Origin of the sequence: Lactobacillus kimbladii, from assembly GCF_014323605.1 — a bacterium.
Taxonomy (GTDB): domain Bacteria; phylum Bacillota; class Bacilli; order Lactobacillales; family Lactobacillaceae; genus Lactobacillus; species Lactobacillus kimbladii_B.
Genome location: NZ_SCMB01000003.1, coordinates 241,437 through 261,669 on the forward strand (window position 1 = coordinate 241,437; position 20,233 = coordinate 261,669).

General features: G+C 35.5%; 20 protein-coding genes and 1 riboswitch. Of the genes, 1 reads left to right on the forward strand and 19 read right to left on the reverse strand.

The annotated features are described in order from the left end of the window. Window positions 1-31: 31 nt before the first annotated feature. The 12 genes from cmk to ERK18_RS06345 all read right to left on the reverse strand — a co-directional run bounded on the left by cmk (window position 32) and on the right by ERK18_RS06345 (window position 12,680). A complete protein-coding gene (gene cmk / locus ERK18_RS06290; protein ID WP_045928050.1) occupies window positions 32-706 on the reverse strand; it encodes a (d)CMP kinase in 675 nt (224 codons plus the stop codon). Window positions 707-745: 39 nt separating this feature from the next. After that, window positions 746-1,237 carry a LysM peptidoglycan-binding domain-containing protein gene (locus ERK18_RS06295; protein WP_187154743.1) on the reverse strand — a complete coding sequence of 164 codons (492 nt, stop codon included), beginning with the start codon at window positions 1,235-1,237 and terminating at the stop codon, window positions 746-748. A 104-nt stretch (window positions 1,238-1,341) separates the two neighbouring features. Further along, on the reverse strand, window positions 1,342-2,028 hold the full coding sequence (locus tag ERK18_RS06300; protein ID WP_187154769.1) for an ECF transporter S component: 687 nt from the start codon (window positions 2,026-2,028) through the stop codon (window positions 1,342-1,344). An 82-nt stretch (window positions 2,029-2,110) separates the two neighbouring features. Continuing rightward, window positions 2,111-2,225, reverse strand: a riboswitch (FMN riboswitch). A gap of 29 nt (window positions 2,226-2,254) precedes the next feature. Further along, window positions 2,255-2,974, reverse strand: a complete 720-nt coding sequence (locus tag ERK18_RS06305; protein ID WP_187154744.1) for a pseudouridine synthase — start codon at window positions 2,972-2,974, stop codon at window positions 2,255-2,257. Beyond that, on the reverse strand, window positions 2,974-3,582 hold the full coding sequence (gene scpB, locus ERK18_RS06310) for an SMC-Scp complex subunit ScpB (RefSeq protein WP_045928047.1): 609 nt from the start codon (window positions 3,580-3,582) through the stop codon (window positions 2,974-2,976). The genes ERK18_RS06305 and scpB overlap by 1 nt, the downstream gene beginning before the upstream one ends. Beyond that, entirely contained in the window at window positions 3,572-4,309 is a 738-nt protein-coding gene (locus tag ERK18_RS06315) for a segregation and condensation protein A (RefSeq protein ID WP_187154745.1), read from the reverse strand. The genes scpB and ERK18_RS06315 overlap by 11 nt, the downstream gene beginning before the upstream one ends. Further along, entirely contained in the window at window positions 4,306-4,665 is a 360-nt protein-coding gene (locus ERK18_RS06320) for a reductase (RefSeq protein WP_187154746.1), read from the reverse strand. Before ERK18_RS06320 ends, ERK18_RS06315 begins: the two co-directional genes overlap by 4 nt. Before the next feature lie 9 nt (window positions 4,666-4,674). Next, window positions 4,675-5,574 (reverse strand): site-specific tyrosine recombinase XerD, encoded by a 900-nt coding sequence (gene xerD, locus ERK18_RS06325; protein WP_122052362.1) that lies wholly within the window; start codon window positions 5,572-5,574, stop codon window positions 4,675-4,677. Beyond that, window positions 5,567-6,454 (reverse strand): CvfB family protein, encoded by an 888-nt coding sequence (locus tag ERK18_RS06330; protein WP_187154748.1) that lies wholly within the window; start codon window positions 6,452-6,454, stop codon window positions 5,567-5,569. The genes xerD and ERK18_RS06330 overlap by 8 nt, the downstream gene beginning before the upstream one ends. 162 nt (window positions 6,455-6,616) lie before the next feature. After that, entirely contained in the window at window positions 6,617-8,386 is a 1,770-nt protein-coding gene (pyk, locus tag ERK18_RS06335; protein WP_109586247.1) for a pyruvate kinase, read from the reverse strand. Between the two features lie 29 nt (window positions 8,387-8,415). Then, complete coding sequence (pfkA, locus tag ERK18_RS06340; protein WP_045928041.1) at window positions 8,416-9,375, reverse strand: 6-phosphofructokinase; 960 nt, start codon at window positions 9,373-9,375, stop codon at window positions 8,416-8,418. A 164-nt stretch (window positions 9,376-9,539) separates the two neighbouring features. Continuing rightward, window positions 9,540-12,680, reverse strand: a complete 3,141-nt coding sequence (locus tag ERK18_RS06345; RefSeq protein ID WP_187154749.1) for a DNA polymerase III subunit alpha — start codon at window positions 12,678-12,680, stop codon at window positions 9,540-9,542. A gap of 106 nt (window positions 12,681-12,786) precedes the next feature. Between ERK18_RS06345 and ERK18_RS06350 the strand changes: the two genes are divergently transcribed. After that, entirely contained in the window at window positions 12,787-12,993 is a 207-nt protein-coding gene (locus ERK18_RS06350; RefSeq protein ID WP_034979269.1) for a YjzD family protein, read from the forward strand. A gap of 39 nt (window positions 12,994-13,032) precedes the next feature. On the opposite strand, the gene ERK18_RS06355 is transcribed toward ERK18_RS06350, so the two are convergent. The 7 genes from ERK18_RS06355 to obgE all read right to left on the reverse strand — a co-directional run bounded on the left by ERK18_RS06355 (window position 13,033) and on the right by obgE (window position 20,176). After that, window positions 13,033-14,580: a bifunctional metallophosphatase/5'-nucleotidase gene (locus ERK18_RS06355; RefSeq protein WP_187154750.1), complete on the reverse strand. Its 1,548-nt coding sequence runs from the start codon at window positions 14,578-14,580 to the stop codon at window positions 13,033-13,035. A 79-nt stretch (window positions 14,581-14,659) separates the two neighbouring features. Further along, window positions 14,660-14,851, reverse strand: coding sequence for a 50S ribosomal protein L32 (gene rpmF, locus ERK18_RS06360; protein WP_034979275.1), 192 nt, complete (start codon window positions 14,849-14,851; stop codon window positions 14,660-14,662). A gap of 109 nt (window positions 14,852-14,960) precedes the next feature. Continuing rightward, on the reverse strand, window positions 14,961-15,182 hold the full coding sequence (locus ERK18_RS06365; protein ID WP_034979276.1) for a lipopolysaccharide assembly protein LapA domain-containing protein: 222 nt from the start codon (window positions 15,180-15,182) through the stop codon (window positions 14,961-14,963). Between the two features lie 8 nt (window positions 15,183-15,190). Continuing rightward, window positions 15,191-15,985 (reverse strand): SDR family NAD(P)-dependent oxidoreductase, encoded by a 795-nt coding sequence (locus tag ERK18_RS06370; protein ID WP_187154751.1) that lies wholly within the window; start codon window positions 15,983-15,985, stop codon window positions 15,191-15,193. Beyond that, window positions 15,978-16,919, reverse strand: a complete 942-nt coding sequence (gene rnz, locus ERK18_RS06375; RefSeq protein ID WP_187154752.1) for a ribonuclease Z — start codon at window positions 16,917-16,919, stop codon at window positions 15,978-15,980. Before rnz ends, ERK18_RS06370 begins: the two co-directional genes overlap by 8 nt. A gap of 11 nt (window positions 16,920-16,930) precedes the next feature. After that, complete coding sequence (locus tag ERK18_RS06380; protein ID WP_187154753.1) at window positions 16,931-18,850, reverse strand: acyltransferase family protein; 1,920 nt, start codon at window positions 18,848-18,850, stop codon at window positions 16,931-16,933. A gap of 21 nt (window positions 18,851-18,871) precedes the next feature. Beyond that, window positions 18,872-20,176: a GTPase ObgE gene (obgE, locus tag ERK18_RS06385; RefSeq protein ID WP_187154754.1), complete on the reverse strand. Its 1,305-nt coding sequence runs from the start codon at window positions 20,174-20,176 to the stop codon at window positions 18,872-18,874. Between the last annotated feature and the right edge of the window lie 57 nt (window positions 20,177-20,233).

Sequence of the window (20,233 nt, forward strand, 5' to 3'; positions counted from 1 at the left end):
TTGATATTTTTCTACTGTTTTATACCCTTTTTTATAGTTTTTTTTGACTTTTTTTAATTTCTGATAAAATTGCATTTACCACTTGATCAACACTCATAGAAGTAGTGTCTATTTCAATAGCATCTTGGGCCTTTTTTAATGGTGAAATTTTTCGGTGTGAGTCCTTATAATCTCTTTCTGAAATGTCGTGCTCAATTTCTTCAAGAGACTGATTAGTTTTAATCCCTCTTTCTTTAAAATCTAGCATTCTTCTTTCAGCGCGAGAATGAACTGAAGCAACCAAAAATATCTTTACTGCAGCGTTGGGCAAAACCGTAGTTCCAATATCACGTCCATCCATCACAACGTCCATTTTGCCGGCCATTTGCCTTTGCAGACTGACCATTTTTTCCCTGATTCCGGCTAATGCCGAAACTTGAGAAACATTGGCAGAAATATCAGGAGTACGTATTGCCTGAGTAATATCTTTATTACCGGCATATATTTTTTGCTGACCATTTTTAAATTTAAATTCAATTTTTTCATGATCAATGGCAGTTAAAATACCTTTTTCATTGCCGTAATCAATGTTATTTTCTCGTGCAATCCAAGTCGAAGCCCGATACATTGCCCCCGTATCAATATATGTAAAATTAAGCTTATGGGCGATAATTTTTGCTACAGTACTTTTTCCAGCTGAAGCTGGACCATCAATTGCTATTTGCATTCCAATAAAAAAGGGACTTAAGTCCCTGTCCTTTCTAAATTATCTAATTCGTAAAGTTTGTCCTGTATCCACCTGGCTATTGGGATCAAGTTGATTCAACTCTGCCAATTGGCCAACTGAAATGTTAAAATGGCGGGCAATACTAGTTAAGGAATCCCCTTCTTGTACGACATATTGTTTAATCACAACATGTTTCTTTTTAGGCTTTTTTGGAGTTTTTTTAGATGATTTTGTCTTTGGTTTAGCCTTGGCTTTGGTTTCTTTACTTTTTACAGGCTGAACCGTAGCCTTTTTATTAGTATCTTTTTTCTTAGTATTTTCTTTTCTGGCAGCTTTACGTACTTCAACTGCTTTTTCATTTGAACTATTGTTTGATGCCAAATTATGAACCACAGGAACAAGACCGATAAGAATAACTACAATCAGAATTATCAAAGCAATCCAGCCTTTTGATACGGAAGAATAAGTTTCTACTCTCGGCTTTTTTGGACGCTTATAATGCTGATATGGTTCTTTTGAGTTATTATTCATCTGAAAAACCTCCTTACCTAACCTGTTTAATTTTAGCATATTTAACATTTAAGTGGACAAAAAAATCGGTCATTTACTAGACCGATTTACAATATTTTTAAGATTTAATTTCTAAGATTAAAATTTTTCCTTACAAAAGGTTTGAAAGTTCTCAGAACAGTTTCAAATAATAAATAAACTACGACACCGTTGATTGTTCCTTTTAACAAGTTAAATGGAACTATAATGCCAAAAATATATGCACTCATTGATGGAATGTGTAGCAGCTTACCCAAGTAAACCTTTTCAGTAAAAGAAAGCAAACCAGAATATCCATGTATTGTCGGCAAATTAGGCACAGTGGTAACCGCATAAAAAGGCGTTAAAACCAACGCATTCAGTACAGAAAGTACAAATGCCATAGCTATAATACCGAGAACAATCCCTAAAATTGGTTTTAAATATTTTTTAGAAAAATTCTTTTCGTCTTTGCTAATATTTTTTGTTAAATAATAAAATGGCAAAGCAAAAGATATTGATGCCAGAAAAGCCGCAGACTGACCCACTAAACTTGGCAAAGCAAAGCCTTTGTATATTAAATTGATCAGCATTCTGACAAAAGCGATAAAGATACCAGGTCCGGGCCCGAATAAAAATGTCCCAATTGTAATTACTACATCCGAGAAGTCAAATTTTAGAAAACTAGTTATTGGCAATGGTATCTCCAAAAGCATTAATACATAGGCAATTGTACCAATTAAAGTATAAGCCAAAATATTAACTAAATTATTTCTGCTTTTTTTTTGCAAAATTCTTACCTCCAAAAAAACTCGGTCTGTTGCTTCTAGCAACAGACCGAGTAAAAGTAAGCTTAAGATCTTGGCTTTTAGTTTAGTCTGTCTTCTTTCATCTAGACTCTAACTATCGGTATCTCAATAGATTCCACCACTTGCGTGGGTCGTGGACTTACACCACCGGTCGGGACTTTCACCCTGCCATGAAGACAACAAACTTATTTATCAAATTTCACATACTATACTAATCTACGTTTTTTAATCTGTCAACTTCTTCATGAGACAATTCTCGGTATGTTCCTGAAATAAGAGAATCAAGTGTAAGAAAAGCGTATTTCTCGCGTGCTAATTTCTCCACCTGGTGGTGAACTGCCTTGAACATTCTTTTTACTTGATGATATTGACCTTCATGAATTGTCAATTGCACTATTTGATTGTCCTTTTTACGATCAGTCCTAATAACCTTAACTTTTGCAGGAGCACAGCGATGTCGATCAATTTTGACTCCATGCTTCAGCTGACTGATTTCATCTAGGGTAAGGATTCCAGAAATCTTGGCAACATAAACCTTGGCTACATTGTTTCGCGGATGCATCAATAAATTGGCCAGTTCACCATCATTAGTCATTAAAAGTAATCCAGAAGTATCATAGTCTAGTCTGCCGATTGGATATAGTCGATAAGGCAAATCTTTAAAATAATCGACAACTGTTTTTCTCCCCTTATCATCATTTGCAGTTGAGACCACTCCTCTAGGCTTGTAAAAGAGATAAGTATGCAAACTTTCTCTTTCAATGGGCTCACCATCAACCGTAATATTACTAAAAGTATCCACTTTAGTACCCAGTTTAGTTACTACATTGCCATCAACAGTGACTCGACCTTCAGAAATCATTTTTTCAGCCTTGCGCCGTGAGGCAATTCCTGCCTCAGCAATTACCTTTTGCAACCGTTCTAAAACCATTATTTTGCTCCTTTTTGAGTTTTTGCAATATTTTTATCAGCTTGTCCTTTAGCTGCAAACAAATCTATTTCACCTTCACTATTAATGCTATCATCTTCGAAATCTTCTATTAATGGTAAATCAGCCAGACTTTGGTACCCAAAGTATTGCAAAAAATACTCACTTGTTACATATAAATTAGGATGACCCGGCGCATCTTTTTTTCCATTAATTTTAACTAATCCACGCCAGATTAAAGTTTGCAGAGCCCCAGACGAATTTACGCCTCTGATGTCATCTATTTCTACACGTGTAATTGGTTGCCGATATGCAATAATAGATAGTATTTCCAATGCCGATTGACTTAAGCTCTTTGATAAATCTTTTTGAAAAAAATTTTCGATTGTTTTACTAACTTCTGGTCTAGTTGTCAATTTGTAAACATCATTGAGATGCTGGATTTGTAACCCTGAATCAGGATTTTTTTGTAATTTTTCTCGTAAATTTTTGCTTATTTCTCGCAATGCAGGTTTGCCAACCTGCAAAAGTTCGCATAAGTTGCTGCTTTCAATGCCATTATCGCCGGCAACATATAATAGCGCTTCTAACTGCGCCATTTTACTTATCATTACTACCAACTCTTTCCAAGTTCAGGTCACCAAACATCCTCTTTTGTTTTACCCGAATTTCCTGTTTTTTACAAAGTTCAAGCAGTGCAAGGAACAAACCAATAACATCAGATAAAGTTTTCATTTTTTGACAACAGGCAAAAAAACTTAACTGCTTGTTTCGTGTCAATTCCTCTTGCAAGAAAGTACTCATTTCTTTGACGGAAGTTTCCTTTACTTCAACTGAAACAATATCAGGCTGTCTGATTTTCAGTCTTTGTAAAATAATAATAAAAGTATTAGCTAATTCAGTAGAAGTAATTTGTCCTTTTGGCAAAGGCTGAATTTTTTTGCTTTCTGGTGCACTTTCCTCTTTAGCAGCAGTGATTGGGACTTCCTCATTGCGCTTTTTGAAGTATGCTGAAACTTTTTTAAAAACCGAGTAAGTAATAAGCTGCTGTACCAATTCATCTCTTGGATCCTCTTGTTCATCATTTTCTTCAGTAAAATCATTTTGCGGAAGAAGAGATTGAGACTTAATTCGCAAAAGCATCGATGACATAACAAAATATTCTCCTGCAATTTTTAAATTAAGTTTTTGCATTTGGTGCAAATAAGCTAGATATTGGCTTGTAATTTGAGCTATTGGAATGTCATAAATGTCAATTTTTTGCACTTTTATTAAATGTAACAGCAGATCCAAAGGACCTTCAAAGTTAGGCAGTTCAAGGGTAAGATTATCACTCATTTTTCTATATCCTTTTTTAGATACTTAATTAAATAAATATATTCAGGAACAGCCGTAATAACTTTGCTGGGATTATTTTGTGCCAACTCTTGAACTGCTTTAGCTTCGTACTTAGCTTTACGATAATCAGGAGCAAAAGAAATATAACGAATGATTACAAAATGTTTACTTGATTGTGTACCTACCACCCCTATAAAATTAGGAGCCTTTGAACGATAGAGATATAAGCAAAACTCGGCACTACTTTTATTTAATTGAATTTCATCCTTGAGATTAGCCAGATTTTTAAAATCAGAGAGATAAGATAATAAGCCCATAGCTACCTTTTCCTTATCATTTTTACATTCAATTAGCATTTAATCACCTTATGTTCGAGGATGCGTTTTTTCATAAACTTGTAAAATATGTTTCTGGGACAAATTTGTATAAATTTGAGTTGTACTAATATCTGAATGTCCCAAAATTTCTTGGACAACACGTAAATCTGCCCCATTTTCCAATAAATGTGTTGCAAAAGTATGTCTTAAAGTATGTGGAGTAACATTTTTTTGAATACCAGCCATTTTACAATAATGCTTAATAATTTGCCAAACGGCTTGTCTTGTTAAAGAGCCTCCCCTGCTATTAAGAAAAATAAAATCAGTGTTTTTGCCAATTTTTAATATTAATGGATCACGAACTTTTTCCTTATAGCTGTCTATCCAACTTAAAGCTACTTCGCTAATTGGAATTAATCGCTCTTTTGATCCCTTGCCAAAAACTTTGACCAGTTTCAGTTCTTCATGCAAATCAGTAAACTTGAGATTAATTAATTCGCTTACTCTAATCCCAGTTGCATACAAAGTTTCAAGTAAGGCTCTATCACGCAAACCCAATTGCTTTTTAGTATCAGGTTGTTCAAGCAAATTATTAACTTCATTAACTGTCAAAGCGACTGGCAAAGTACGACGCTTTTTAGGTGAATCTATTTCAAGCATTGGATTGAGCTTTTGAATATTCTGTCTTACCAGCCACTGGTAGAACTTACGCAAACTAGTAATTAAGCGGCTAATAGAACTTGTGGCCTTTTTTTGATCGCGTTGTTCTGCCAAAAAAGCATCGATGTCAACAGCTTGAGTAGGCCAGGAAGTTAAATTTTCCTTTTGTAGAAAACTTATAAATGAAGTTAGATCCTGTCTGTATGCTGTAATTGTGTTATTACTCAGGCCACGTTCAACCTGACTATATCTTAAATAATCTTCAACTTGTTCTGATAAATTAGTCATTTTGGGCATCTTCTGGATCTTTTAATAATGAGATGGAACCAGCATCTTTGTCTTCTTTTATGTATTTAGCTTTAAGTAAGTGTCCTAAAGCTCTCTTAAAGGCCGATTTGGAGATACCAAAATAATTTTTAATCTCCTGTGCGTCAGATTTATCGTAAAAAGGCAAAGTCTTATCTTTCTTCCTGCGCAAACTCATTAAAATCATTTGTGCATCATCATCAATTTCTTCAAAAGCTCGTGGCAGAGTACTCAAATTCAAGCGACCATATTGGCTGATACCAATCACCCTGCCTCTGAATTGCTCCCCCAAACGCAAGGGACGTGCCATTTGTGATGAATGAACGAAACCTAAATAATACTCTTTGGTGATTATAAATGCACCTACTTCACGGGCAGAATATACAGTACCAAAAATATCTTTATTCTTCATATCACTAGGAAAATGAGCTGCCAACTGTTCAAAAATATTCTCATCCGCCAGTTTTGCCCAAATACGATTTTTTTCATCTGTTTCAAGATGAACCAAAAGCTGATCTTCAGGTTGGGGCCAACGCTCTTTGTCATAAGGCAAGTCGTCCATTGAAATTACAACATCTTTATCTGGCAAGCCAATATCGACAAAAACACCTAAATTATATTTTACTTCGGTAACTTTGCTCCAGCCATATTGGTCTTTTTGAGCAAAAGGTAAAAACTGCGTCATTTCACGATTATGCTGCTTATCATCGTATAAAAATCCCTTGATTTGATCTCCGAGCTGTGGCTTTTCTTCCTGTGTTATTTCTTTTCTTTTAAGTTCATAAGTAATGCCGTCGATTTGAACAAAAAAAGATTCTTCGTTTTGGTCTATTATTTTTCCAGTTGCAATTGTGCCAAGCATGATTTTTCTCCTACATCTAGAATGGGATCTGATAACAAGTATATCATTTTAAAGGAACAAATTGACATTAGTCAATCTAAATTTACCATTCGTTTGCCTAAATTTTAAAACAAACAAAAATAGCCAGTAACAATCACTGGCTATTTTGATTCTTGCTTTTAATTAAAGATTTGAAACTTCGCCTTGATAAATAGCACCACGACGAGCATCAACAGTAATAGTAATACCGCTGCCAATCTTTTCTGTTGCATCAGTAACTCCAACTACAACCGGAATTCCTAATGACAAACCAACAACAGCAGCGTGTGAAGTCAAACCTGATGCTTCCACAACTAACCCTGATGCCTTCTTAATTGCAGGCATGTAATCAGGATCAGTGGTTCTGGCAACCATGATATCTCCCTCTTTAACCTTGCTAATAGCTTCTTCAGCACTGTTAACAACAACTGTTTTACCAACAACAGATCCATTACCAACGCCAAGTCCCTGAGCTAGCTTGCTGCCGATAATCTGTAGTTTCATCAAATTGGTTGTACCTGAGTCACCAACAGGAACACCAGCAACAATGATTACTAAATCACCATCTTGAACATAACCTTGTTCTTTAGCAACTTTAGCTGCTACTTCGAACATGTCATCAGTAGAAGCAGGTTTTTCAGTAAGCAAAGGTTGAACACCCCAAGAAATGCCAAGTGAGTGTTGGATCTTCTCGTCAAAAGTTAAAGCTAAAATGTTAGCATTTGGACGGTACTTGGAAATCATTCTTGCAGTATAACCGGAATTAGTTGCAGTAATAATGGTTTTAACGCCTAATTCTTGAGCTGTCCGTACAACAGATTCGCCAATAGCTTCAGTAACATTCGAGCCCTTATATTCTTCAAATCTTTGAAGAGCTAGAGTATTACGCTTAAGAAGTTCTTGTTCAGTTCTTTCATCAATTTCTGCCATAGCAGAAACAGCTTTAACTGGGTACAAACCATTAGCTGATTCACCAGAAAGCATAGTCGCATCAGTACCATCGAGAACGGCATTAGCAACATCGGAAACCTCAGCACGAGTTGGACGAGGATTTTCTTGCATTGAGTCAAGCATTTGAGTAGCAGTAATGACAGGCTTACCAAGTGCGTTTGCCCTCTTGATTAAATCTTTTTGAACAAATGGCACATCAATAAACGGAATTTCAACACCCATGTCACCACGGGCAACCATTAAACCATCTGAAACTTGTAAGATTTCATCTGCATTATCAATACCTTCTTGTGATTCAATCTTAGGATAAATCTTAACATAATCACAGCCAGCATCTTCACAAAGCTTACGAATATCAAGAATGTCTTGCGCCTTACGTGCAAACGAAGCAAAGATAAAGTTAATGCCATGAGCTAAACCAAACTTGATGTCATCAGTGTCTTTTTCAGTAATTCCTGGGAGGCGAATTTCGACGCCAGGTGCATTAACACCCTTCTTAGAACCGATAACACCCGTATTTTGAGCTTCACAAACTAATTCTTTCTTTTCTTCGTCTTTTTCTTTAATTAATAAGTCAACTAAACCATCATCAATTAAAACGTGACCACCAACGTGAGTATCACCATAAAGACCTTCGTAAGTAACGTGAATCATGTCCTTGTTACCAGGCTTAGAATCATCCATCGACACACGAATTTGGTCTCCAGTATTAATGGTAAACTTGCCACCTTCTTGATCAGTGGTTCTAATCTCAGCACCTTTGGTATCCAATGCAATACCAAGTACTAAGCCAGTTTCTTTTTCAACTTGACGAACCATTTTCATTCGTGAAAGATGCTCAGCATGGTCACCATGTGAAAAGTTGAAACGAAATACATTTACGCCTGACTTAGCCAAAGCTGTAATAGTTTCAATATCATTTGAAGCTGGCCCTAAGGTACTAACAATTTTAGTTTTCTTCATTATTTAAAAATCTCCCCAAAATCGACTAATTATTTAGTCATTTCTTCATTAATATCAATTAACGATTCTTCACTGGCATGCTTTTCATCAAAAAGATCAAGAATATCATGGGTTTCTAATTGTCCATTCTCCATGCCGACAGCTAAACCGCCTTTACCGTCAAGAAGTAACTTAACCGCATAATTTCCCATCTTTGTAGCATTAATCCTATCGGTAACCGTTGGTGCACCACCGCGCTGCATATGACCAATTACATTAGCCCTGCAATCGAATTCGCCGTATTTTAGAAGTTCTGTTCTAAAATCAGCGGCATCCATGACACCTTCAGCCAATATGATAATACCATTATCTTTGCCATCTTTAAAACCGCGCTTTAATCTTTCAGCAATTGCTTTAATGTCATAACTTCTTTCTGGAACAACAATTGCATCAGCACCACTTGCCAAACCAACACGCATAGCAATGTCGCCACAATTACGACCCATAACATTAACGACAAAAACACGATGATGACTGCTGGCAGTATCACGAATTCTATCAATGGCTTGCATTGCCGTATTGCAGGCAGTATCAAGTCCAATAGTATACTCAGTGTATGGAATATCATTATCAATTGTTCCTGGCAAACCAATAGAGTTAATCCCTAAACGAGTCAATGCCAGTGCACCATGATAAGAACCATCACCACCGATAACAATTACGGTATCAATATCATGCTTCTTTAATTGTTCAACCCCTTTTTCTTGCACTTCTTTTTGTGCAAACTCAGGGTAACGGGCACTATAAAGAAAAGTACCGCCCATGTTGATCATATGATCAACATTTTCAGCAGTCAAAGTAACAAAGTCGCCTGCTACAAGCCCGGCATAACCATAACGAATACCAACAACACCAAGTCCGTGATGAATAGCAGTTTTGGTAACAGCCCTAACAGCTGCATTCATGCCAGGAGCATCGCCACCGCTCGTTAAAATTCCAATTCGCTTCATGAATTCACCTCATCAAGATTTATTGTGTAATTTCTCACATCCACTAAATTTTAACATTCTTTCACGAAAAAATCTCACAAAAAATGATTAAAGTTCTTGATTTGACAGTCTTTTTCGATGTTAGCGTTAACATCAGCTGTTTGTTCACGCTTACTCAAAAAACTCTACTCTTTTAAATTTACAACTTTTAAATTAGTTAAAATATATTGTTTTTTACTTGAGTCGAAACGATCATTTTGAACTTTAACGCCTAATAAATAAATATTACCCTCCTTTAAATTCGATTGAATTTTATCATAAACATTAGGGAAAATTACAATATCCTGCTTATTGGTGGTATCAGCAAAACTGCCAAAAGCCATTGTTTGACCCTTTTTGGTCCTCACAAGTTTTAATGACATAAGTTTGCCGACAGCTATTCCGTCTTCATGAATTTGAAACTCATTTAATGATTTAGCATTAAACTTCTGAGCATATTTTTGAACGGTAATTAATGGAGAAGTGAGTGTAGAAAAGCCTAAAGTTTTTTCTTCCATCAAAGCCATTTCTTGTTTGCTAGGTTCTTTAGCGGGCTTAATGGGAACACCACCTAGCCCTTCTGATAAAGCGAGATTTTCCCCTGTCAATTTAACATTTTCAATTATTTCAGGACAATTCTGTAATAATTCGTTCCGATTTTTGTTAAGCTGGTCAAAACATCCCGATTTAATTAAAGATTCAACCACATTCGTAATGCTATTAGCTTTAATAAATTTGACATCAATCTGACGTAAAAAATTGCTAAGAGAATCAAAAGATTTCGCTTGACGCTTTGCAATTATTTCTTTAAGAAAATCTATTCTAACCCCTTTAATTGCTCGTAGACCAACCAAAATCCGCCCATCAATTACCTGATAAGCTAAATCACTTTTGTTAATGTCAGGTGGCAAAATTTTTACGCCATCCTCTTGAGCGCGCATTATATATTCATTCGCCTTATTTTGATTGCCAATATTAGAATTAAGCATAGAGGCATAAAATTCAGCTGGATAATGAACTTGTAAGTATGCGAGCCAAAATGCGATCATCGTATACGCAACGGCATGTGAACGGTTGAAACCATAATTGGCAAATTGCTCAATATAGTCATATACACGGGTCGCAACCTGAACAGTCCTGCCGTTTTTTACTGCACCGTTGATAAATTTAGATTTTTCCTGGTCAATAACCTTTTGATCTTTTTTTGACATTGCTCTGCGTAAAATGTCGGCTTCTCCTAAAGAAAAGCCAGCCAGAACTCGTGCAGTTTGCATAACTTGTTCTTGGTAAACCAAAACACCATATGTTGAAGACAAAATTGGTTTTAAGCTAGGATCAGGGTATGTGACTTTCTGTATGCCTTTCTTGCGTGCAATAAAAGTTTTGATATTCTGCATTGGACCCGGACGATAAAGTGCATTGACTGCTACCAAATCTTCAAAATTATCTGGATGCAATTCACGCAGAACATTGCGAATTCCACCTGATTCAAATTGAAAGACGAGTTCCGTCTCACCCTTTTGAAAAATACTTAAAGTAGCCGGATCATCTAGGGGGATCTGATTAACATCGATCTTTTTTCCTTGCTCGCGAATCATTTTCTCCGTATCACCAAGAATAGTTAAATTTCTTAAGCCTAAAAAATCTATCTTTAATAATCCTAGTGATTCTACATATTTTTTTGTTTGCTGAGTTATCGGTATTCCCAATTGTCCTGATTGCAAGCCGGCAATGGCAGCAATAGAATTATCGCTAAGAACTAAACCAGCAGCATGGATTGAATAGTGGCGTGGCAGGCCTTCTAATCCACTTGCCGTTTCATAAAGCAACTTGTTCATGTCATTTGCATTCACCAGCATTTGCATTTTTTTGGATTCTTTATAAGCCTGAGCCAGACTTATTTTGCCTTTTGCGAAAGGTACGCTTTTAGACCACTCACTTAATTGCATTTCTTGAAGACCAAATACTCTGCCAGTATCACGCAAAACTTGCTTAGCTGCCAAAGTCCCAAATGTGAGAATCTGAGCAGCATGATCCATGCCGTATTTATTAAACATATATTTTATGACATCATCACGACGATTATCTGGTATATCCAAATCAATATCTGGCATTTCGTGTCTGGCAGGATTTAAAAAACGCTCAAATAGCAAGTTATATTTAATTGGATCAACCTCTGTGATATTTAAAGAATAGGAAACTAACGAGCCACAAGCTGATCCTCTGCCTGGACCCATCGCAATTCCAACTCGATGGCAGTAGTTTACAACATCCCAAACAATCAAAAAGTAATCGTTAAAGCCCATTTGATCTATTACTTGTAATTCATAATTTAGCTGTTTTTGATAATCAGCGGGAACTTTACGTTGACCAAAACGATTTTGTAAACCCTTTTTAGCCAAAAATTGCAGAAAATCCTTGGAAGTTGAATATTGATCCTGTTTATATTTCGGCAAAACTGGAGTTTGAAATATAATTTTAGCATTGCAGACAGAGGCGATTTTTTCTGTGTTTTCTAAAGCTTCATCTAAACCTAATTTATGATAGCGTTCGCTCAATTCCTCAATAGCAGGCAAATAATGTGAGCCAGATTGTTTAGCTAAGTCTGTGATATCTTGCAAAACTTCACCTTTTTTTATAGCTTGTAAAGTTTTACGTAAAAACTGATCGCGAGGTTTTAAATAACAGGTATCCTCAACGCTAACTAGTGGTAAATCAAACTGTTTTGATAGCGCTCTGACATATTGTATGTAATTTTTTTGTCTTTCACTGCCATAAACTCCGATATATAAGGAACTAGATTTAGGTATTATGCTAATTAAATGACGCAAAAAATCTGTTCCTAAACTTTCATTCTGCATCTGCAAGTTTAATAACTCACTATGCAAATTTGCCGGTATAATAAATATCAAATTATTTAAATCCTTGCTCAAATCCGCAATAGTTAAAATTTTTTGCTTATTACTGTTGTCTGTCAAAAGGTTAATTCTACTTGATAAACGCAAGATATTTCGATAACCCTCATCAGTCTTTGCTAAAGCGATAAGATCATATTGGTGAGCACTGTCAATTAATCCACTTAGCCTTAATTGCATCCCTAAAAGTGGTTTAATCCCAACTTTTTGGGCCACTTCAAAAAAATTAACTAATCCATAGGTTACGTTAATATCAGTTAAGCCTACAGCTTCATAACCTAATTCCTTTGCAGTAGTCAGCAAATCTTTGATTTTTATCGGACTGTCTAAAAGGGTAAAAGAGCTAAGGTTTTGCAATGCAGCGTATTTCATATTCAGTTCACCTTCCATATAAATAAGTATACCAAAAAGCTATCTTTTGGATTGAAAACCTGCATAATATTTGTTAAAATTCTAGGGTATGAAAGAAGGAAACGCTATGGGTCGTTATATCGTAACTATTTGCTGGAGCGTTGTTTACATGTTAATTGTAGGCTTTATTGCCGCTCCTCTAACCCAACATGTTTTTAATCTAAGTGAAGCTGCTATTGTTGGTTTGATTTTTGGTCTGTTATTCGCAGCCATTATCCCCACAATCACGGCACATTCTCATAAAGACAAAAGTAAGTATTCTAAACTTAAGTAAATAAAAAAGTCATTAGCTCTCACCTAATGACTTTTTTATTTACTTAAAACTATAATTGTGTGACAAATTAATCTTTGGATGATTTTTAGTCAAAAATTCTTTGAACATTTCCACATAATCTTTATCCAGAATTTTTTCAATCTTGTTAATATTGTAATTAGGGTAGAAGCCACCGCCCATAGCACGATAATTATTAACGGCCAAACGATACTTTTTTTGCTCTAAAATTGGTTGCCCGTTTAATTCAAACTTAGTTAAGCGACTCCCAACAGGTCTCAGAACATCCGCTTCATAATTAAGCGGGTAAAAAACATCAAAATTAAAAAGCTGATTGCGATACTGAGGGTCAAACATAATTTTGCCCCTTTTATCCTTAATTAAAAATTTTAGTGAATATTCGACAATATTGCGTAGTTCTTTCCCGGTTACTTTAACTATACATAATTGATTAGCAAAAGGATAATTTAGCAAAATATCACGCATTGAAACATTTTTATTAAATCCTTGAGCTGTTTCACTCATCAAAGCTGTTGCTGAGACATCAGCCTTTGTAAAATATAATTGCATATCCTGCAATAAATTAATAAACGGTGAACCCTTAATCCTAGCTTCATCAGCATTTAAAATAAGAGCAGGTTCATCTAAATAAGCAATTGGCTGGTCAAGCCATTTTTGTGCCTTCTGTTCCAGTGACAAACTGGAAGCATTAATTTCACAATCAGATTCATAGTTTTGAGAGTCAATCAATTCAGTAGACATTGCTTTTATTTCCTTGTTTCGCTGGTCGATATCCAACACTATTTTACCGACAGATTCTCCGCGATAACCTGGTTGTACAATGGCAGTTTTATGGTCTACGATATTTAGTCTTCGATGCTGATGCCCTGTCAGCATTACATCAATATCAGGAATTTCCTGTAAAATACGATATCCTTCATTTTCTCCTGTTTGTGGCTCCTTGCGTGTTCCTGTGTGAAGATCTGCTTCAAAACCGCCATGATAAAGCACAGCCAAGACATCGACTTTAGGCCTTAAAAAAGCTGTTATTTGCTTAACCTGCTCAAAAGCAGATTTAAATTTTAATCCTGCAACGTGGTCTGCTGGCTCCCAAAACGGTACCCGTTGTGTAGTAATACCAATAATTCCCACCTTTATACCGTTTTTATTGATAATGATATAATCTTGTCCAAAGGCCGGCAGATCATTTTTTTCAGCCAATATATTGCTATTTAAAAAAGTAGCTTTACTATAAGCTAAATATTTTTTTAAATAGCCTAATCCAAAATTAAAGTCATGATTGCCTAAACATCTGATATCGTACCCGATGAGATTATAGCAATCTGCAAATGCTTTTAAATTGGCATCACTATTCGACTCATGTACATAAGCCGCTAAAGGTGAGCCTTGAAGACAGTCACCTGAATCAGTCACAATTACATTTTCAGCACCATGTTTATTTCGCTGCTGCTTTATTATGCTGCTCAATCTGCTTAATCCAAAAGAAGCAGCATAACTATTTTTTTCTTGATAGTCCGTGGGAAAAATAAAGCCATGAATATCACTTGAATGTAAGAATACGAGTTTCATTTCACCTTTTCCTCTTCCTAGATGGGGAATTGCCTAATTTTTAAAATAAAAAAAGACACCCGTTTTTGGTGTCTTTTAATTATTGATTGTCATTTGAGTTAGTTTGACTAACAACTTGACGACCCTTGTAATATCCTTTAGGTGAAACGCGGTGGCTTAAGCGATATTCACCAGTAGTTGCATCATAATGCATTGCTGGTACAGTTAACTTAATATGACCACGACGTGAACGTTTCTTTTGCTTAGAAGTATGTCTTTTAGGAACTGCCATTTAACTGATCTCCTTTTTTGTAGAATTACGATTTTAGGTTACTTAAAAGTACCCAAAATACTTCACGTTTGTTAATGATACTATTGTATCCCAAATAAATCAAGCTATATTAGTTATTCTTGTCTTGATTATGACCATAAGAACCCCAAAAATAACCAATTAGAACTCCGATAATGATCATCAATACTAAAATAATGATCAAAGGCAATTTGAACTGAAATAAGCCAAAATTAATGGCAACATTATTCGTATTTAAAACAACGAAAATTACAGCCAGTAAGGTTAAAATCAATGTAAAGATGAGCTTAATCTGTTTTGTTTTACTTTTCATACTCTGCACTACTTTCTTGAGGCAAACTTCAGCGATAATTCATCACCTATCGTTGGAAACAGGTTATATAATTTAGCCAAAATTGCTAAACTAACTGGTAAATTGAGCTCACGTTTATTACTACCAAAGAAATGAACCACTTGCCAGGCAACATCATCCGGATCCATGACAAATTTTTGTACGCTTTCAGCATAATGCCCACTCTTATCAGCAATATTAAAGAAATTTGTATAAACCGGTCCGGGATTAACCGTCATGACCTTAACTCCAAATGGTTTTAGTTCCAAACGCAAAACATTCGAATATTGAATAACAGCTGCTTTTGATGCACTATATGCAGCTGACTTTACAGTAGGAACTTTACCTGCTATTGAACCAATATTAATAATTTGTCCGGATTTTTGTTCCATCATTAGTCGACCAACTAAGCGGCTAAAATACATTAATCCTAAAACATTAACTTGAAACATGGCTGTAACTTCACGACGGTTTGACTCTACAAAATTTTCAAATTTGCCAAAGCCTGCGCAATTAACTAAATAGTCAACATGCTTAGTTAAATTAATAATTTTAGTAAAAGCAGCATCTATCTGGTCGCTTTGACTAATGTCAGTCACTATAGTATAAGAGTCAGCTCCTGACAACTCATGTGCTTCAGAAGCTACCTTTTCCAGCTTTGCCTTATTTCTGGCAATTAAAATAACTGTTGCTCCTCTGCCAGCACTTTCCAATGCGATAGAATGGCCTATCCCACTTGAAGCTCCTGTTATTACAACTACTTTATTTCTAAGAGAATCACTCATCTTTTTCTCCTTTCATCGGAATTACAATTCGGTCAAAATCATTAGCTAATCTTGTATTTGCAAATATCTTTTGTGCCTGATTTTCCAGCTTTTTGGCTTTAGCTCCTAAATATCTAGCAGAAATATGATTTAAATATAAACGTTTAACATTATTATCACGTGCAACCTTCGCTGCTTCAACTGCCGTAGAATGGTAATATGAATGAGCTAAATCTGCCTCATTACCGGCAAAAGTAGATTCATGCACCAAAACATCCGCATTCTGTGCTAGTTGTGCTATTGCAGGAGTAGCACGTGTATCATAAATAATAGTAATAATTCTACCTTTTTTGTTAGGGCCCAAAAAATCATTTCCATCTAATATAGTACCATTATCTAGAACAATTTTTTCACCATTTTTAAGTTTACCAAGTAAAGGCCCATTAGGTACATTATATTGCGCTAATTTATCCATTAAAAGTTCTCCCGGACGGTCATCTTCAACCACTCGATAGCCAAAACTAGGTACCCGATGGGCTAATTTTTCTGCATATACTCTAAAACCATTCTGTTGAAAAATTAATCCTCCATTTTCTAAAACAACAAACTTAATAGGATAGCTAATTTTTGTACGTGAAATTTTTAAAGCTGTTCTAACAAATTGCTCTAGACCTGCAGGTCCATAAATGGTAATGGGACCAACATCTCCTTGAAATGATCTTGTTGCCAGCAATCCAGGCAAGCCGAAAATATGATCACCATGATTGTGGGAAATGAATATTTTTGTGACTTTACGCAATCTAATATTTGTTCGTAAAATTTGATGCTGTGTGGCTTCTCCCACATCAAATAACCAAATTTCATTAATTTCATCAAGCATTTTCAAAGCGATGCTTGATACATTACGTTTCTTTGAGGGTTGCCCTGCTCCAGTTCCTAAAAATTGTAACTCCATACTCTACCTATCTAATACTTAGCATTTTCAACTATTTCTTTAACAATTAAAGCACTGTAGTGCTTTGATCCTATTGGTGTTGGATGCGTTTTATCTTCATAAAACCAATTTGGATGATTCTTTGCATATGAATACCAATTAATCACCATAAAATTATGATATTTTTTCGCTGTCTCATTTAATAAATTATTAACATCATTTTGCCAAGGCTTCGCCGGTACATATGTGTTTATCCAAAATACCTGTCTTTTATGTCCTAACTGCTTCATTAAATCATCTATATCAGACATTTTAAATGGACCATTAGTACCCAAACCTATTAATACATTCTTTCCTAAAACATTCTCATTCTGATAATGTTTTAATAAATCGAACGAAACATTCAGTTGACGTGAAATAGCCGCATCAATCACAGCCTTAGGCAACAAATCTTTCAAATCATTGCTAGAGCCAGCCATAACTGAATCACCGATAGCAGTCAAATCAATTTTACGTGCTAATTGAATTTCAATTTGTGAGATACCACATTTCTCAAAAGATTTTTTTATTGGATGTTTCTTTGCTGCTTGTTTAGCTTCTTTTATAAGTTTAGCCTTTTTTTGTTCTCTGGGACTAATTTTTTGGTATTCCTTGATTAAAGCATTATTGTCTTTTCTTTGTTGTTTGCGATTTGCTCTAATTCTGCGAGCCAATTGACTTTGATTAAAATTTTGGGCTTGTGCAGCAGGAGAAATTAAAATTGCAATGCTACCAGTTAAAAAAATCAAGCCTATAAGAATAGCCCACACTTTTTGAAAATAATTTTTTGATTTCTTATCGCGAAGTTGTTGCAAATATTTTTTTGTTTTTTGTAAAGATATTTTTCCAAATGGTTGTTCTACAACTCTGTATGCAAGCTCACTTGAAATGACTATCAAAATTAGTTCAATAAAGCGATAAAGCAAAACATGATCTGCCATATTGGAAACTTTATCTTCAAAAAAAATCATTATAGGAAACTGATAAAGATAAATTTCATAACTTCTTGAGCCAATCCAATTAAAAATAGGGTTGGTTAACCATTTATTCCAGTGACTCCCTGGATGAGCAGTTATACCAACCAGTATCGTTGTAAACAACGTGAACAAAAACATACCACCCAAATAGGTAAATGCTTTCTCTGCATTCATTATTGGCGAAAGAAATAAAATTATGATTCCACAAAAAGAAATCAGACCGAAAATATCTAATAAAAGGTAATAATTATGCTTGATATTTCTTTTCAACTTGTTCAATGGCCAAACCACAGCCAGTGCAGCCCCTAGGCCTAAAGAAAAAAATCTAGTGTCTGTGCCATAATAAATGCGATTGATATTAACATCGGTTTTAAACATTATTGCCATTTCAATTGCGGAAAGTATTGATAAAATTAGTAAAATGCTAAAAATATTTTTTCTCTTTTTGCCATATTTTACTAATAGGAAAATAACTAATGGCCACAATATATAAAATTGCCCGTTAATTGACATTGTCCATAAATGGACAAATGGAGATTCGTTAGCGGCAAAACGTTCAAAGTAGCTCTGCCCATTTAAAATTTGCCAAAAATTATAGATATTAAGCAAGTTTGCCACAACTATTTGACTTAGTTTGGCAAGTAAATTCTGCTGAAATAAAACTATATACGCTGCAGAAATCCACAATACTGCAATTAATGGCGGATATATTTTTTTAATTCTACTCCAATAAAACTTTTTTGTATTATAAAACCCATTTTCATCATACGCCTTTAGTATTTGGCATGTAACCAGGTAACCTGACAAAACAAAAAAAATCGGTACGCCAAGATATCCGCCAACAAAAGTATTAGGATCGAAGTGATAAAGAATCACGCCAATTACTGCCAAAGCTCTAAGTCCAGAATATCCTGTGATATATCGATTTTTTGTCATGTTTCAAAACTTTTCTATTTATTATTGGACAAATTCAAAGTTGAATGAGCCAATTATTACATCATCGCCGTCAACGGCTCCTTTTTTACGTAGAGCATCATCCACTCCCAGATTCTTAAGCTTCCGAGCTAATCTCATAACACCATCCTGATAATCAAGATTGGTTCGCTCCACTAATCTTTCCAGGTTTTTACCTTTAATCTCAAAAACATGATCTTCTAGTTTGGTGATAGTAAAATTATTCTTTTGACTTGCCTGATATTTATACTCTTTTACTTCTTGAACAGGTTCAGGCGTCTGCAATGCTCGTTCTTTTTCTACTTGCTCTACTACGGTCGCAGTATCCTGCAACAATTGTTCAATTCCTTCATGTGTCACACTTGAAATAGCATAAACAGGCGCTTGGATTTTTTCCGTTTTCAAATCTTTCTTGAATTGTTTTAATTTTTCACTTGCACCGGAAATATCCATTTGAGTTGCGACAATTATTTCTTTTCTATCTTTTAGATTTTTATCATAAGTTAACAGTTCTTGACGAATTGTCTGGTAATCTCGAAGCGCATCTCGGCCATTAGCAGGATCCATCGCCACCAAATGCAAAATCACCTTTGTTCTTTCAATATGACGTAAAAATTGTATACCAAGACCTACGCCATGACTTGCTCCCTCAATCAAACCAGGCAAATCAGCCATTGAAAAGTCACGACCATCGGGTAAAATAACCATACCCAAATTAGGCGTTAAAGTCGTAAAAGAATAAGCAGCTATTTTGGGTTTAGCTTTCGTGACAACTGATAATAATGTTGACTTGCCAACTGAAGGAAAACCCACAAGACCAACATCTGCCAAAACCTTTAGTTCTAGGCGCAATACTCGGTCTTCACCAGGTTCACCATTTTCAGCAATTTCAGGTGCAGTATTAACACTCGTTGCAAAGTGAATATTGCCTCGTCCACCTTTACCACCATGCGCTACAACCAATTCTTGTTTATTTTCAGTTAGATCACCAATTTCTTCATTGGTATCAAAGTCATATACAGTCGTTCCAACAGGAACTTTAAGATACAAATTCTTAGCTCCTCGACCATATTGAGATTTTATGCGACCATCTTCACCATTTTCTGCCTTGAACTTACGGCGGTACCGAAAGTCCATTAATGTTCTCAAACCGCTATCAGCGACAAATATAATACTACCGCCACGACCACCATCGCCACCAGCGGGGCCACCATTTGGGACATATTTTTCATGGCGGAAAGCGACCATGCCGTCTCCGCCTTTACCAGCTTGGACTTCAATCTTAGTTTGATCGACAAATGTGGGCATATAAATTCTCCTTCCGTCTTTCTTAACCTTATTACTATACCACTATACCACAAAAAG

Excerpts from the sequence above, each read along its gene's own strand:
- rpmF (WP_034979275.1), bottom strand. The coding sequence starts at position 14,851 with ATGGCAGTTCCTAAAAGACATACTTCTAAGCAAAAGAAACGTTCACGT.
- ERK18_RS06315 (WP_187154745.1), bottom strand. The coding sequence starts at position 4,309 with ATGAGTGATAATCTTACCCTTGAACTGCCTAACTTTGAAGGTCCTTTG.
- xerD (WP_122052362.1), bottom strand. The coding sequence starts at position 5,574 with ATGACTAATTTATCAGAACAAGTTGAAGATTATTTAAGATATAGTCAG.
- ERK18_RS06365 (WP_034979276.1), bottom strand. The coding sequence starts at position 15,182 with ATGAAAAGTAAAACAAAACAGATTAAGCTCATCTTTACATTGATTTTA.
- cmk (WP_045928050.1), bottom strand. The coding sequence starts at position 706 with ATGCAAATAGCAATTGATGGTCCAGCTTCAGCTGGAAAAAGTACTGTA.
- ERK18_RS06380 (WP_187154753.1), bottom strand. The coding sequence starts at position 18,850 with ATGACAAAAAATCGATATATCACAGGATATTCTGGACTTAGAGCTTTG.
- obgE (WP_187154754.1), bottom strand. The coding sequence starts at position 20,176 with ATGCCCACATTTGTCGATCAAACTAAGATTGAAGTCCAAGCTGGTAAA.
- ERK18_RS06350 (WP_034979269.1), top strand. The coding sequence starts at position 12,787 with ATGGGTCGTTATATCGTAACTATTTGCTGGAGCGTTGTTTACATGTTA.
- ERK18_RS06330 (WP_187154748.1), bottom strand. The coding sequence starts at position 6,454 with ATGCTTGGCACAATTGCAACTGGAAAAATAATAGACCAAAACGAAGAA.
- pfkA (WP_045928041.1), bottom strand. The coding sequence starts at position 9,375 with ATGAAGCGAATTGGAATTTTAACGAGCGGTGGCGATGCTCCTGGCATG.
- pyk (WP_109586247.1), bottom strand. The coding sequence starts at position 8,386 with ATGAAGAAAACTAAAATTGTTAGTACCTTAGGGCCAGCTTCAAATGAT.
- ERK18_RS06370 (WP_187154751.1), bottom strand. The coding sequence starts at position 15,985 with ATGAGTGATTCTCTTAGAAATAAAGTAGTTGTAATAACAGGAGCTTCA.
- ERK18_RS06305 (WP_187154744.1), bottom strand. The coding sequence starts at position 2,974 with ATGGTTTTAGAACGGTTGCAAAAGGTAATTGCTGAGGCAGGAATTGCC.
- rnz (WP_187154752.1), bottom strand. The coding sequence starts at position 16,919 with ATGGAGTTACAATTTTTAGGAACTGGAGCAGGGCAACCCTCAAAGAAA.
- ERK18_RS06295 (WP_187154743.1), bottom strand. The coding sequence starts at position 1,237 with ATGAATAATAACTCAAAAGAACCATATCAGCATTATAAGCGTCCAAAA.
- ERK18_RS06355 (WP_187154750.1), bottom strand. The coding sequence starts at position 14,580 with ATGAAACTCGTATTCTTACATTCAAGTGATATTCATGGCTTTATTTTT.
- scpB (WP_045928047.1), bottom strand. The coding sequence starts at position 3,582 with ATGATAAGTAAAATGGCGCAGTTAGAAGCGCTATTATATGTTGCCGGC.
- ERK18_RS06320 (WP_187154746.1), bottom strand. The coding sequence starts at position 4,665 with ATGCTAATTGAATGTAAAAATGATAAGGAAAAGGTAGCTATGGGCTTA.
- ERK18_RS06345 (WP_187154749.1), bottom strand. The coding sequence starts at position 12,680 with ATGAAATACGCTGCATTGCAAAACCTTAGCTCTTTTACCCTTTTAGAC.